At 60.0% G+C, this 13,991-nt stretch carries 14 protein-coding genes; 9 read left to right on the forward strand and 5 right to left on the reverse strand.

Annotated elements, in window-relative coordinates:
* Nucleotides 1–187 precede the first annotated feature (187 nt).
* From EJA70_RS23390 to EJA70_RS23415, 6 genes are all read left to right on the forward strand, one after another.
* Nucleotides 188–934, forward strand: a complete 747-nt coding sequence (locus tag EJA70_RS23390) for an amino acid ABC transporter permease (RefSeq protein ID WP_158833825.1) — start codon at nucleotides 188–190, stop codon at nucleotides 932–934.
* Nucleotides 934–1,605 (forward strand): amino acid ABC transporter permease, encoded by a 672-nt coding sequence (locus tag EJA70_RS23395; RefSeq protein WP_158833827.1) that lies wholly within the window; start codon nucleotides 934–936, stop codon nucleotides 1,603–1,605. The genes EJA70_RS23390 and EJA70_RS23395 overlap by 1 nt, the downstream gene beginning before the upstream one ends.
* Nucleotides 1,602–2,336 (forward strand): amino acid ABC transporter ATP-binding protein, encoded by a 735-nt coding sequence (locus tag EJA70_RS23400; RefSeq protein WP_007963947.1) that lies wholly within the window; start codon nucleotides 1,602–1,604, stop codon nucleotides 2,334–2,336. Before EJA70_RS23395 ends, EJA70_RS23400 begins: the two co-directional genes overlap by 4 nt.
* 241 nt (nucleotides 2,337–2,577) lie before the next feature.
* A complete protein-coding gene (locus EJA70_RS23405) occupies nucleotides 2,578–4,479 on the forward strand; it encodes an ATP-binding protein (protein WP_158833829.1) in 1,902 nt (633 codons plus the stop codon).
* Complete coding sequence (locus tag EJA70_RS23410; RefSeq protein ID WP_008079441.1) at nucleotides 4,476–5,804, forward strand: sigma-54 dependent transcriptional regulator; 1,329 nt, start codon at nucleotides 4,476–4,478, stop codon at nucleotides 5,802–5,804. The genes EJA70_RS23405 and EJA70_RS23410 overlap by 4 nt, the downstream gene beginning before the upstream one ends.
* Nucleotides 5,805–5,815: 11 nt before the next feature.
* On the forward strand, nucleotides 5,816–6,154 hold the full coding sequence (locus EJA70_RS23415; RefSeq protein WP_008079444.1) for a GlpM family protein: 339 nt from the start codon (nucleotides 5,816–5,818) through the stop codon (nucleotides 6,152–6,154).
* A 96-nt stretch (nucleotides 6,155–6,250) separates the two neighbouring features.
* Here the strand turns inward: EJA70_RS23415 and EJA70_RS23420 are convergent, their stop codons facing one another.
* Both EJA70_RS23420 and EJA70_RS23425 read right to left on the reverse strand, forming a co-directional pair.
* Nucleotides 6,251–6,919 (reverse strand): DsbA family oxidoreductase, encoded by a 669-nt coding sequence (locus tag EJA70_RS23420; protein WP_158833831.1) that lies wholly within the window; start codon nucleotides 6,917–6,919, stop codon nucleotides 6,251–6,253.
* Between the two features lie 213 nt (nucleotides 6,920–7,132).
* On the reverse strand, nucleotides 7,133–8,167 hold the full coding sequence (locus tag EJA70_RS23425; protein ID WP_158833833.1) for an alpha/beta fold hydrolase: 1,035 nt from the start codon (nucleotides 8,165–8,167) through the stop codon (nucleotides 7,133–7,135).
* A gap of 203 nt (nucleotides 8,168–8,370) precedes the next feature.
* On the opposite strand from EJA70_RS23425, the gene metR reads away from it, so the two are divergent.
* Complete coding sequence (gene metR, locus EJA70_RS23430; RefSeq protein WP_008087231.1) at nucleotides 8,371–9,288, forward strand: transcriptional regulator MetR; 918 nt, start codon at nucleotides 8,371–8,373, stop codon at nucleotides 9,286–9,288.
* A gap of 179 nt (nucleotides 9,289–9,467) precedes the next feature.
* Here the strand turns inward: metR and EJA70_RS23435 are convergent, their stop codons facing one another.
* The 3 genes from EJA70_RS23435 to EJA70_RS23445 are packed head-to-tail and all read right to left on the reverse strand — an operon-like array spanning nucleotide 9,468 to nucleotide 11,074.
* Nucleotides 9,468–9,974 carry a GNAT family N-acetyltransferase gene (locus EJA70_RS23435; protein WP_158833835.1) on the reverse strand — a complete coding sequence of 169 codons (507 nt, stop codon included), beginning with the start codon at nucleotides 9,972–9,974 and terminating at the stop codon, nucleotides 9,468–9,470.
* Between the two features lie 3 nt (nucleotides 9,975–9,977).
* On the reverse strand, nucleotides 9,978–10,616 hold the full coding sequence (locus EJA70_RS23440; RefSeq protein ID WP_158833837.1) for a LysE family translocator: 639 nt from the start codon (nucleotides 10,614–10,616) through the stop codon (nucleotides 9,978–9,980).
* A gap of 23 nt (nucleotides 10,617–10,639) precedes the next feature.
* Entirely contained in the window at nucleotides 10,640–11,074 is a 435-nt protein-coding gene (locus EJA70_RS23445; protein WP_158833876.1) for an NUDIX domain-containing protein, read from the reverse strand.
* A 252-nt stretch (nucleotides 11,075–11,326) separates the two neighbouring features.
* On the opposite strand from EJA70_RS23445, the gene EJA70_RS23450 reads away from it, so the two are divergent.
* Nucleotides 11,327–12,115, forward strand: coding sequence for a LuxR C-terminal-related transcriptional regulator (locus EJA70_RS23450; protein ID WP_158833839.1), 789 nt, complete (start codon nucleotides 11,327–11,329; stop codon nucleotides 12,113–12,115).
* Between the two features lie 253 nt (nucleotides 12,116–12,368).
* Nucleotides 12,369–13,988: an FMN-binding glutamate synthase family protein gene (locus EJA70_RS23455; RefSeq protein WP_158833841.1), complete on the forward strand. Its 1,620-nt coding sequence runs from the start codon at nucleotides 12,369–12,371 to the stop codon at nucleotides 13,986–13,988.
* Nucleotides 13,989–13,991: the final 3 nt, after the last annotated feature.

The following is a 13,991-nucleotide window of genomic DNA, read 5'->3' on the forward strand; positions in this document are numbered from 1 at the left end:
ACTAACCTTATCACCTGAGGGAGCCACCCTCCCTCAGGCGTCTGTTACTACCTGCTGGCTGTACTGTGGAACACTCGACCTGGCGGTTTCCGAGCCGATCGCGTGTGCCCGGCGTTCAACGTCGGGCGGGAAAGGATCTTCCCCAAGCGGGTGCTTGTACATCGATCGATTTCGAGGGGAGACCCTAATGAATTACAACTGGGACTGGGGCGTGTTCTTCAAGTCCACCGGCGTCGGCAGCGAGACTTATCTCGACTGGTACGTCACCGGTTTGGGCTGGACCATTGCCATTGCCATCGTGGCATGGATCATCGCCTTGCTGCTGGGGTCCATTCTGGGCGTCATGCGCACGGTGCCAAACCGTATCGTATCGGGCATCGCGACCTGCTACGTGGAACTGTTTCGCAACGTGCCGCTGCTGGTTCAGCTGTTCATCTGGTACTTCCTGGTGCCTGATCTGCTGCCGCAAAACCTGCAGGACTGGTACAAACAGGATCTCAACCCGACCACCTCGGCTTACCTGAGCGTTGTCGTGTGCCTGGGCCTGTTCACCGCTGCCCGCGTCTGCGAACAAGTGCGCACTGGCATCCAGGCGCTGCCACGCGGCCAGGAAGCCGCCGCCCGCGCCATGGGTTTCAAGCTGCCACAGATCTACTGGAACGTGCTGCTGCCCCAGGCCTACCGCATCATCATTCCGCCGCTTACCTCGGAATTCCTCAACGTCTTCAAGAACTCCTCCGTGGCGTCCCTGATCGGCCTGATGGAACTGCTCGCGCAAACCAAACAGACCGCTGAGTTTTCGGCCAACCTGTTTGAAGCCTTCACCCTGGCCACGCTGATCTACTTCACCCTGAACATGAGCCTGATGCTGCTGATGCGCGTGGTCGAGAAGAAAGTCGCGGTGCCCGGCCTGATCTCCGTGGGGGGTAAATAATGGACTTCGATTTCAGCGGCATCATCCCCGCCATCCCGGGCCTGTGGAACGGCATGGTCATGACCTTGCAGTTGATGGTCATGGGCGTGGTCGGCGGCATCGTGCTGGGTACCATCCTTGCGCTGATGCGCCTGTCGTCCAGCAAACTGATGTCGCGCGTCGCCGGCGCTTACGTGAACTACTTCCGTTCGATCCCGCTGCTGCTGGTAATCACCTGGTTCTACCTGGCGGTACCGTTCGTGCTGCGCTGGATTACTGGCGAAGACACACCGATTGGCGCGTTCACCTCCTGCGTCGTGGCCTTCATGATGTTCGAAGCTGCGTACTTCTGCGAAATCGTCCGGGCCGGTGTGCAGTCGATCCCCAAAGGCCAGATGGCCGCCGCACAAGCGATGGGCATGACCTATGGCCAGACCATGCGTCTGATCATCCTGCCCCAGGCGTTCCGCAAGATGACGCCGCTGCTGCTGCAACAGTCGATCATCCTGTTCCAGGACACCTCGCTGGTTTACACCGTGGGCCTGGTGGACTTCCTCAACTCCGCCCGCTCCAGCGGCGACATCATTGGCCGGTCCAACGAGTTCCTGATCTTCGCCGGTGTCGTCTACTTCATCATCAGCTTTTCCGCCTCGCTGCTGGTCAAGCGTCTGCAAAAAAGGTTCGCCGTATGATCTCTATCAAGAACATCAACAAGTGGTATGGGGACTTCCAGGTGCTGACTGATTGCAGCACCGAGGTCAAAAAAGGCGAAGTGATCGTGGTCTGCGGCCCGTCGGGCTCCGGCAAATCGACCCTGATCAAATGCGTCAACGCACTGGAGCCGTTCCAGAAAGGCGACATCGTCGTCGACGGCACCTCGATTGCCGACTCGAAGACCAACCTGCCAAAACTGCGTTCGCGCGTCGGCATGGTGTTCCAGCATTTCGAACTGTTTCCGCACCTGACCATCACCGAAAACCTGACCATCGCGCAGATCAAGGTGCTGGGCCGCAGCAAGGAAGAGGCGACCAAGAAAGGTCTGCAACTGCTCGAACGCGTTGGCCTGTCGGCGCATGCCCACAAGCATCCGGGGCAACTGTCCGGTGGTCAGCAACAGCGTGTGGCGATTGCCCGTGCGCTGGCGATGGACCCGATCGTCATGCTGTTCGACGAACCGACTTCGGCGCTCGACCCGGAGATGGTCAACGAAGTGCTCGACGTGATGGTGCAACTGGCCCACGAAGGCATGACCATGATGTGCGTGACCCACGAAATGGGTTTTGCGCGCAAAGTGGCCGACCGGGTGATTTTCATGGACGCCGGCAAGATCATCGAAGACTGCCCGAAAGAGGAATTCTTCGGCGACATCAGCGCCCGCTCCGAACGCGCGCAGCACTTCCTCGAGAAAATCCTGCAGCACTAAAAGCCACACACCCGTCCCCCCTCTGTGGGGTGCGGGCTGCCTGACAATGAGATCCCCTGTGGCGAGGGGATTTATCCCCGATGGGCTGCGCAGCGGCCCCAGCATTTCAAAGTCGAACCGCATGCAATGGTTTGACGACTGCTGCGCAGCCGATCGGGGATAAATCCCCTCGCCACAGAGTCCACCTGCAAACCAGCGGTGATTCACAAACAAGTGTTGTGGTTGACCCAAGGCATCTGTGATGAAATGCGACCCCAATCTCTATCGCGCCGCACCGCCATCACTTGCCGTGAAGCCCCGTCTGATTCGTCATTTGTTCCTGCCGCCACTGATCATCGCCCTGATGGTCGGCCTGGGTTTTATCGGCTTCTGGACCAGTGAACATTTCGGCATCCGCAGCCTCGGCGAGAACGGCCAGCGTCAACTCGAACTGCACGCCCGCGCGGTCGAAAGCGAGATCAGCAAATACACCTACCTGCCCAGCCTGCTGGAACTCGAAACCAGTGTCTCGCAGCTGCTGGCCGACCCGACTCCGCAATACCGGGAAACGGTCAACGCTTACCTTGAAGGCCTGAACCGACGCAGCCGCAGTCGAGCCATCTACGTCATGGACACTACCGGCCGGGTCATGGCCACCAGCAACTGGCGCGATGTCGACAGTTATCTGGGTGAAGACCTGTCCTTCCGCGCCTATTTCCAGAAAGCCGTGCGCGGCGAACCCGGGCGTTTCTACGGCATTGGCAGCACCAACGGCGAACCTGGTTATTACCTCGCCCACGGCCTCGAAGAGCACGGCAAAATCATCGGCGTCGCCGTGGTCAAAGTGCGTCTGGAAGCCATGGAAGAACGCTGGCAGCGCGCGCGTCTGGAAGCCTTCGTCAGCGATGAAAACGGCATCATCATTCTCTCCAGCGATCCGGCCCGCCGCCTCAAGTCGGTGATTCCACTGAGTGAAATCACCAAAGAAAAACTCGCGCGCAGCCTGCAGTATTACTGGTTCCCGCTCAACGAACTGCAACCGTTGGCTCGCGAAACCTTGTCCGAAGGCGTGGAGAAACTGACCTTCCCTGCCAACAGCGAAGTGCAGTCCGGCGAAGACGACATCAGCTACCTGGCGCAGACCCGACCGCTGAGCGACACGCCGTGGAATTTCACTCTGCTCACGCCATTGCAGGATTTGCGTCGCGAGGCGATCAACCAAGGCATTCTGGTCGCCGTGGCGTTCGCTTTGGTCGCCTTCCTGCTGATCGCCTGGAACGAGCGGCGCAAGGTCATCGCCACCCGCCTCGCTGCCCGCGAAGCCTTGCAGGAGGCCAACAATCAACTGGAGCGTCGGATTACCGAACGCACCACCGACCTGCGCGCCAGCAACGAGCGACTGAAGAGTCAGATCCGCGAACGCCGCCAGGCGGAAGAGACCTTGCGCCGCGCGCAGGACGAGCTGGTACAGGCCGGCAAACTCGCCGCCATCGGCCAGATGTCGACCAGCATCGCCCACGAATTGAACCAGCCACTGGCCGCGATGCGCACGCTGTCGGGCAACACCGTACGCTTTCTGGAGCGCGGTCAGCTCGATGTCGCCAGCACCAACCTCAAGACCATCAACGACCTGATCGACCGCATGGGTCGGATCACCGCCAGCCTGCGCTCGTTCGCCCGGCGTGGTGACAATCAGGGCCAGGCCAGCCTCGGCAAAGCCGTGGACGCGGCGCTGCAATTGCTCGGTGCGCGCCTGGAGAGCTCGGCGCTGGACCTGCATCGGCAGTTCATTGACGTTCAGGTGCAGATCGACCAGACCCGCCTCGAGCAGATTCTGGTCAACCTGATCGGCAACGCCCTCGATGCCATGCAGGCGCAACCGCTGCCCGAGCTGTGGCTGGAAGGCGAAGAATTCAACGGCAAATATCGCCTGCGCGTGCGCGACAACGGTCATGGTGTCGACGCCGAAGCGCGCAAGCATTTGTTCGAGCCGTTCTTCACCACCAAGCCCGGCGAACAAGGCCTGGGCTTGGGCCTGACCCTTTCCGCCAGCCTCGCCGCCGCCACCGGTGGGCATCTGGGTGTTGAACACCCGGCCAGCGGCGGCACCACTTTCGTCCTCAGTTTACCGTTGGTAAGCCCTACTCCCGCCGAGCCAATATGAACCCCGAACTCAGTGTACTGATCGTCGAAGACGACCCCCATGTGCTGCTCGGCTGCCAACAGGCGCTGACCCTTGAAGACATTCCCTGCGTCGGCGTCGGCAGTGCCGAAGAAGCGCTGGAGCGAGTCGGCGACAACTTTGCCGGCATTGTCATCAGCGACATCCGCCTGCCGGGCATCGATGGCCTGGAACTGCTGACCCGCCTCAAGCAACGCGACCGCAGCCTGCCGGTGGTGTTGATCACCGGCCACGGCGACATCTCCATGGCCGTCGGTGCGATGCAGAAAGGCGCCTACGACTTCATGGAAAAACCGTTCTCGCCGGAGCGGCTGGTCGATGTCGCGCGACGTGCGCTGGAACAACGCAGCCTCGCCCGTGAAGTGTCGTCGCTGCGCCGGCAATTGGCTGAACGTGATTCCCTTGAAGGACGCATCATCGGCCGCTCGCCAGCCATGCAGAACCTGCGCGAACTGATCGCCAACGTCGCCGACACCTCGGCCAACGTGCTGATCGAAGGCGAGACCGGCACCGGCAAAGAACTGGTCGCCCGTTGCCTGCACGATTTCAGTCGGCGCCACAGCAAACAGTTCGTCGCGCTGAACTGCGGCGGTCTCCCGGAAAACCTCTTCGAAAGCGAAATATTCGGTCACGAAGCCAATGCGTTCACCGGCGCTGGCAAACGGCGCATCGGCAAGATCGAACACGCTGACGGCGGCACGCTGTTCCTCGATGAAGTGGAAAGCATGCCGCTGCCGTTGCAGATCAAATTGCTGCGCGTCTTGCAGGAGCGCACCCTCGAACGCCTCGGTTCAAACCAGAGCGTGGCGGTGGATTGCCGGGTGATCGCGGCGACCAAGTCCGACCTCGACGAATCGAGCAGGGCCGGCGAATTTCGCAGCGACTTGTACTACCGCCTCAACGTGGTGACGCTGGAATTACCGCCCCTGCGCGAACGCCGCGAAGACATCCTGCAACTATTCGAACACTTCACCCAGCAGTCGGCCCTGCGCTTCGATCGTGCGCTACCGGAGCTGGACAACCAGACCCTGTCGAACCTGATGAGCCACGACTGGCCGGGCAACGTGCGTGAACTGCGCAACGTCGCCGAGCGGTTTGCTTTGGGTTTGCCGGCGTTCAAGAAGTCCGGTGCCAACAGCGGCGGACAAGGGTTGGGGTTTGCCGAAGCGGTAGAAGCGTTCGAGCGCAACCTGCTCAGCGACGCCCTGCAACGCAGTGGCGGCAACTTGACCCAGGCGAGCCTGGAATTGGGCATGGCCAAGACCACGCTGTTCGACAAAGTGAAAAAATACGGCCTGAGCCATTAAGCGAGAACGACGTGGACCTGTTTTTCAAAGCCCTGTTGGGCGCCGCGGTGGTGCTGATCATCGCGGCGCTGTCGAAGACCAAAAACTATTACATCGCAGGCTTGGTGCCGTTGTTTCCGACGTTTGCGCTGATTGCGCATTACATCGTCGGCAAGGGACGTTCGATCGAGGATTTAAAGACCACGATCGTGTTCGGGATGTGGTCGATCATTCCGTATTTTGTGTATCTGGCGACGTTGTACGTGATGGTGGATCGGATGCGGTTGGAGGCTTCGTTGGCAGTGGCGGCCGTCGCGTGGCTGATGGCTGCCACCGTGCTGGTAACCGTTTGGGTCCGCCTGCACAGCTAACCCATGTAGGAGCTGCCGCAGGCTGCGATCTTTTGATCTTGCCCTTAAAAAGATCAAAAGATCGCAGCCTTCGGCAGCTCCTACATGGGAATGTGTTTAGCCGTTGACGGTGCCACCTTTTGACTCGGCCATGATCTGGCGGATCGCGCCGACAAATGTGTCTACCGGTTGTCCGCCCGTCACTGCGTACTGACCGTTAAACACCACCGTCGGCACCGAACTGACCCCGCGCTGCAGCCACCGCTGTTCTTCTTCACGCACCTCGTCGGCAAACTCGTCCGTCGCCAGAATCGACTCGGCGCGCTGACGATCCAGCCCGACACTTTCCGCGATCTGCACCAGTTGGCCGTGATCGGAAGGATTGCCGCCATCGCTGAAATACGCCTTGAACAACGCCTCTTTCAACGGCAGCTGCAAACCCTCAAGCCCCGCCCAATGCAGCAAGCGATGCGCATCGAAGGTGTTATAAATGCGGCTGTTGCCATCGGTGCGAAAGGCAAACCCCAGTTCAGCGCCACGGGCGCGAATGGCTTCGCGGTTTTTCTGCGATTGCTCCGGCGTCGAGCCGTACTTTTCCTGGATGTGTTCGGCGATGTTCTGCCCGTCGATACCCATTTTCGGATTCAGCTCGAACGGCTGGAAACGGATCTCGGCCTGCACTTCGTTGCGCAAGATCTCCAGCGCTTGCAGCAAGCCATACAAACCGACAACGCACCACGGACAAGAGACATCGCTGACAAAATCGATTTTCAAAGCGGAATTCATCAAACACCTCGCAGGGGAAATCGTGCGGGAAAGTTTGCACGATACACCCTGATCACCCTGCAAATGTAGGAGCTGCCGAAGGCTGCGATCTTTTTGATCTTAAGGACAACGTCAAAAGATCGCAGCCTTCGGCAGCTCCTACAGGGGATGTATTCCAAATGTGGGAGCTGGCTTGCCAGCGATGGGGCCTCCAGGGGCGACCATATCTGATGGTTACAGCAGATTCCCGCCCACCACCGGCTCAATCTGCGCCCAATGCGAAGTGTCTTCTCGGTGCTGCTGCAAATAAGGCAACACCGCTGCCAATAACGGTTCCTTGAATGCCTCTTGAAACCGATGCGCCAACCCCGGAATCAGCTTCAATTGACTGCCGCGAATATGCGCCGCCAGATGCACACCATGCATCACCGGCAACAACGGATCCGCCGTGCCGTGCACTACCAGCGTCGGTACGCGCAACTGGTTAAGCAATGCAACACGGCTCGGTTCGGCGAGGATCGCCATGATCTGCCGCTTCACACCCTCGGGGTTGAACGCACGGTCATACGAGGCCGCTGCCTGTTGCAACAAAGCCCGCCGATCATCGGTCACCGCCGGGCTGCCCAGCGCCGCCAACAAATCAGCCTGTTGCTCCAGCGCCACCTGGCGATTCGGTGCGCCACGCCGCGACAACAACTGCACCAGCGCTGCACTCGGCGCCGGCAAGCCTTCAGCGCCCGAGGTGGTCATGATTAACGTAAGGCTCTCGACCCGCTGCGGCGCCATGGCCGCCATGTGTTGGGCGATCATGCCGCCCATGCTCGCGCCCAATACGTGGAATTGCTCGACGTGCAGCGCGTCCATCAGGCCCAGCGCATCGTCGGCCATGTCGGTCAGGCTGTACGGCGCCGACACTGGCAGACCGAGTTTGTAGCGCAGCACTTCGAAGGTCAGGTTGGCCTCCTCCGGCGCCTGGCGCCAGGTCGACAGACCGACATCGCGGTTGTCATAACGGATCACCCGAAAGCCCTGCTGACACAGCGCGACCACCACCTCGTCCGGCCAGTGAATCAACTGCCCGCCCAGGCCCATCACCAGCAGCAACGCCGGATCCGACGCGCGACCAATGCTTTGATAAGCAATGCTGACTTGTTGCAGATCGACGTGCTCGGTCGGCACGTTGACATCGCAACGCGCGGCCGCCATCGACGGCGCACCGAACAAAAGCGCGGCCAACATGGCCGCGACTGATAAAAACAACTTGTGCATGAAAAACACCGAAACGCAGAACCCCAGTAGAGCGCGAGTCTGATGAAGTTTGTTCAAGCGCGCTGCCACAGTTGCGTGACAGTTTGATGAAGAGTGCCGAGCGGTCATTGCGCCGCTCGCTCAGTCGCGGTCGACAGCCTCGCCAACATGAGACAAACTCACCACCATCGCTGAATCAGCAAATTTTGTTCATGGAGCCATCGGTGCTTGAGATCCGTCACTTGAAAACCCTTCATGCCCTGCGCGAAGCCGACAGCCTCGTCGACGCGGCTGATCGCCTGCACCTGACGCAGTCGGCGCTGTCCCACCAGTTCAAGGAACTGGAAGAGCGCATGGGCATGCAACTGTTCGTGCGCAAGACCAAACCGGTGCGTTTCACCAGCGCCGGTCTGCGCCTGCTGCAACTGGCCGATGCAACCCTGCCGCTGCTGCGCGCCGCCGAGCGTGACATCAGTCGTCTGGCCGGTGGCACTGCCGGGCGTCTGCACATGGCGATCGAATGCCACAGCTGCTTTCAGTGGCTGATGCCGACCATCGACCAGTTCCGCGATGCCTGGCCGGAAGTCGAACTCGACCTCGCCTCGGGCTTCTCCTTTGCGCCACTGCCGGCGCTGGCGCGCGGTGATCTGGATCTGGTGGTGACGTCCGACCCGCTGGAAATTGCCGGCATCACCTATGTGCCGCTGTTTACCTATGAGGCAATGCTGGCGGTGGCCAATCAGCACGCGTTGGCGAGCAAGCCGTACATCGTGCCGGAGGATTTGCTCACGGAAACGCTGATCACCTATCCGGTGGAACGCGATCGTCTGGACATCTTCACGCGCTTCCTCGAACCGGCGGATATCGAACCGGCGCAGGTGCGTACCTCGGAGCTGACGGTAATGATGATGCAACTGGTCGCCAGTGGCCGTGGCGTGTGCGGCATGCCGCATTGGGCGCTGCATGAATACAGCTCGCGCGGCTACGTGAAGGCCAAGCGGCTGGGTGAGAAAGGGCTGTTTGCCACGCTGTATGCAGCGATCCGCGCGGACATGCTGGATGCGCCGTACATGCGCGACTTTTTGCTGACGGCGAAGGACACTTCGTTCTCGACATTGGATGGGGTTAGCGCAGTTCGCTGATCACACCAGAGAGAAACACTGTGGCGAGGGGATTTATCCCCGATGGGTTGCGCAGCAGCCCCAAAATCTATGCATGCGGTATTTCAGGTAAAACGTGGTGAATGGTTTTGGGGCTGCTTCGCAACCCAACGGGGATAAATCCCCTCGCCACAAGAGATCCATTTGCCACAAAGGGGTGTTCACTGGCGAATGAGTTCACGCCACATATGGATCTTGTCGAAGTAGTCTTCGCCAACCCGCACCGCCAATGGCTCAAGGCCAAACTGGATAAAGCCGCAACGCTCATAAAGTTTGAACGCAGCATCATTCCCGGCAGTAACGGTCAACTGAACGACCTTCAGCGCAGGATGGTTCTGCGCTTCGGCCAGTGCCGCCTGCACCAGTTCAAACCCCAAACCGCGCTGGCGAAAATCCGCCGACACATACATCCCGAACAACGTGGCTTTGTGCCGAGCCTTTTCCCGAGGCTCGAAGGCCAGCCCGACAATCCCGGCCAGCGTCCCAGCCTCAAAAGCCCCGAGCACCACATCGAGCTTGCTGGTCAGCCGCGCCTCCCACCAGCTTAACGGCATCACCGCCCGCTCGCGCACGCTGGAGGTGAACGCCTGCGGATGGCGATCATAGGCCTCAAGCATCAACGCCCGATAAGCCAGGGCATGACTGGCGTCCAGCCGTTCGATCCACATGATTCAAGCCGTCCTGCGTTGCTCGATCATCAGCCGTACCGCGAGCCCGGCCAAGACAAAACCCATGAAATAGCGCTGCATCGCCAACCACGTCGGGTTGCGCACGAACCACGACGCAATCCCCGCCGCGAACAACGCGATCAACAGATTGACGGTGAAACTGACGCTGATCTGCGTCAGCCCCAGAATGATGCTTTGAGTAAACACCGAACCGTGCTCAGGTGAGATGAATTGCGGAAACACCGAGAGATAAAACACCGCAATCTTCGGGTTCAGCGCGCTGGTGAGAAAGCCCATGGTGATCAGTTTGCGTGACGAATCCGGTGGCAATTGCTGCGCTTCGAACGGCGAACGCGCACCGGGTTTCACCGCTTGCCAGGCCAGCCACAACAGGTACAGCGCCCCGGCCCACTTCAACACTTCGTAGGCCATCGGCACGGCGAGGAACACCGCCGTCAAACCCGCTGCCGCGGCAAACATATGCACAAAGAACCCGGCGACCACACCCAGCAACGAGGTCACCCCGGCCTTGCGCCCCTGGCAGATCGAACGCGAGATCAGATAAATCATGTTCGGCCCGGGCGTCAGCACCATCAGCAACGCGGCGGCGGCGAATATCAGCAAGTCTTGAAGCGGGATCATGGCAACGTCCTTTGCATGGATGATCAAGCGATGGCGGTCAGCGAGGCTCGATAAAACGGCAGGATCTTATCCCGTGTCAATGGCGCCAAAACGACATCGCCGTCGGTGGTCGGGTCGATCCAGATCACTTCTTCGATCTCCGCTGCCGGGGAAACGACGACGTTGATCGTCAGAAGAAAGAGGTCTGCCTGTACGACAAATCCCGGCTCGTTGGCGGCCGGCGCAGAAAACTGGCCGAGGAAGATCGCCTGCGCCGGATCGATCCGCAGGTCCAGCTCTTCTCCCAGCTCACGGGCCAAAGCATGCACCGGCAGTTCATGCGCTTCGATCTTGCCGCCCGGTTGCATGAATGCAGTGGTGCCGCGTTTGCGAACCAGCAGGGTGCGACCGTCCGAACCGATCAACAGGGCGGCGGCGATGCGAATAATGGAAGGAGTAGCACCGGAAAGCGTCGACATAAAAACGGCCCTTGTTTCGAAAAATGCAAAGGATCCCACGCAAACCCGCCATACGCCACACAACCCTGTAGGAGCTGCCGAAGGCTGCGATCTTTTGATCTTGATCCTGAAAGAAAACAAGATCAAAAGATCGCAGCCTTCGGCAGCTCCTACAGGATGGGGCGGGTCGTCAGCCATGTTCAATGATTGCCCGGTCGCGGTGACTGGGCCAGTATGCGCAGCAGCATCCGGCCGGCCATTCAAGGTAAATCGATGACACTTTCCTTCGACGACATCACCTGGCATCGCACCGTCGGGCAATTGATCGAGGCGCTCGACAAGCCGAATTTCTGGGCGCAACTGGTGCGTTTGCTCGACCAGTACATGCCGTTCGATAGCTGGGTGGCGCTGCTGTTCAGTTCAGACCAGCACCCGCAAGTGTTCGCCGCCAGCCCCGGCGAAGAAGGCATTCCGGACGCCTTGTTTGAAGATTATCTGCGTGGGCTGTACTTGCTCGACCCGTTCTATATCGCCAGTCGCGAGCAATCACGTTCGGGACTGTTCCGCCTGTGGGAAGTGGCGCCCGAGCATTTCGAGCTGACCGAGTATTACCAGCGATACTTTCGTCTGAATGTCGTCGCCGACGAAATCCAGTTCAATTGTCAGCTTGAGGGCGATCGCACGCTGTGCCTGTCGCTGGGCAGCAAACAGCGTTTCAGCAGCGAGCAGATTGCCTTGTTGTCGTTGATCCAGCCGTGGGTGCTCGCGCTGTTGCGCCAGCGTCTGCCCTATGAACTCAGCGAAAGCGTGGCCCCAGCCTCCGCCGATTGGCGGCTGCAACTGGAAACCTCGGTGCAACAACTCAAGGGCGCGCAACTGACCGCCCGCGAACTGGATGTCGGGCGATTGATGCTCAGCGGTTGCTCCAGTAAAGAAATCGCCCGTAAGCTGGAAATCTCCGTAGAAACCGTGAAAGTCCATAAGAAACACATGTACAGCAAGCTGGGGATCAAATCCCAGTCCGAGCTGTTTTCGATTTTTCTTCAGGCCCAGAACGCCTGAAACAGCGCTGAAATGCTCTCCTGTGGGAATCGATTCCTGTGGTGAGGGGATTTATCCCCGATGGGTGGCGAAGCCGCCCCAAAGTCTATGCATGCGGTCTTTCTGTTAAACCGCAGTGAATGGTTTTGGGGCTGCTACGCAACCCGTCGGGGATAAATCCCCTCACCACAATAGATCCCACCAGCAGGCCCACCTGCTAGCCCGCCTGCTGCCACAGGGTTGCAACCCACTGAGTCCGAACCAGGGAAACCGTATGAGCCTGTCACTCCTGAGCCGCTACGCCTTCTTTGCCGTCTGCGTGATTTTCACCCTCGCCAGCCTGCCTTTCCTCGACCACGACTGGCTGTGGCCGATCACCGCCGTCACCAGCGTCCTCAGCCTGCTCGGTCTGTTCGACCTGCTGCAGACCCCGCACGCGGTGCGGCGCAACTACCCGATCCTCGGCAACATCCGCTATCTGGTCGAAGGCATCCGTCCGGAAATCCGCCAATACCTGCTGGAATCCGACAGCGACGCCCTGCCCTTCTCCCGCGCCCAGCGCTCGCTGGTCTACTCGCGAGCGAAAAACGAAACCGCCGACAAACCGTTCGGCACGCTGATCGACGTTTATCAAGCGGGTTTCGAATTCATCGGCCACTCGATGCGCCCGGCGCCACTGAGCGACCCGAGCAGCTTCCGCGTCACCGTCGGCGGCCCGCAGTGCTCGCAGCCGTACTCGGCGTCGGTGTTCAACATCTCGGCGATGAGTTTCGGCTCACTCAGCGCCAACGCCATTCGCGCATTGAACCAAGGCGCCAAGCTCGGCAACTTCGCCCACGACACCGGCGAAGGCAGCATCAGCCCGTATCACCGCGAACACGGCGGTGATCTGACCTGGGAACTGGGCAGCGGCTACTTCGGTTGCCGCACCAGCGATGGCCGTTTCGACCCGGAACGCTTCGCCACCCAAGCGCAAAACCCACAAGTGCGGATGATTGAAATCAAGATGAGCCAAGGCGCCAAACCCGGCCACGGCGGCATCCTGCCCAAACACAAAGTCACCAAGGAAATTGCTGAAACCCGCGGGATCATGATGGGCGAAGACTGCGTGTCGCCATCACGCCACAGCGCGTTTTCCACGCCGATCGAAATGATGCATTTCATCCAGCAACTGCGTGAACTGTCCGGCGGCAAACCGGTGGGTTTCAAGTTCTGCCTCGGCCATCCGTGGGAGTTCATGGGCATCGCCAAAGCCATGCTGGAAACCGGCATCCTCCCGGACTTCATCGTTGTCGACGGCAAGGAAGGCGGCACCGGCGCAGCGCCCGTGGAATTCACCGACCACATCGGCGTGCCGATGCGCGAAGGCCTGCTGTTCGTCCACAACACCTTGGTCGGGCTGAATCTGCGCGACAAGATCAAACTCGGCGCCAGCGGCAAAATCGTCAGCGCCTTCGACATCGCCAGCGTGCTGGCCATCGGTGCCGACTGGGCCAACTCGGCGCGCGGTTTCATGTTCGCCATCGGCTGCATTCAGTCGCAAAGCTGCCACACCAATAAATGCCCGACCGGCGTCGCCACTCAGGACGCTTTGCGCCAACGTGCACTGGTGGTACCGGACAAAGCGCAGCGGGTGTTCAACTTCCATCGCAGCACGCTGAAAGCGCTGGCGGAAATGCTCGCGGCGGCGGGGCTTGAACATCCGTCGCAACTGTCGGCCAAGCATTTGGTGCGGCGCATGTCGGCGACCGAGATCAAGCTGTTCTCGCAGTTGCATGTGTTCCTCAAACCGGGTGAATTGCTCACCGGGGAAGTGAATGGCGAGTTCTATTCACGGATGTGGCAGATGGCGCGGGCGGACAGTTTTGAGCCGAATGAACCCGCCGCGGCCTGAAAC

It is taken from the genome of Pseudomonas sp. PB103 (assembly GCF_009764635.1).
Taxonomy (GTDB): domain Bacteria; phylum Pseudomonadota; class Gammaproteobacteria; order Pseudomonadales; family Pseudomonadaceae; genus Aquipseudomonas.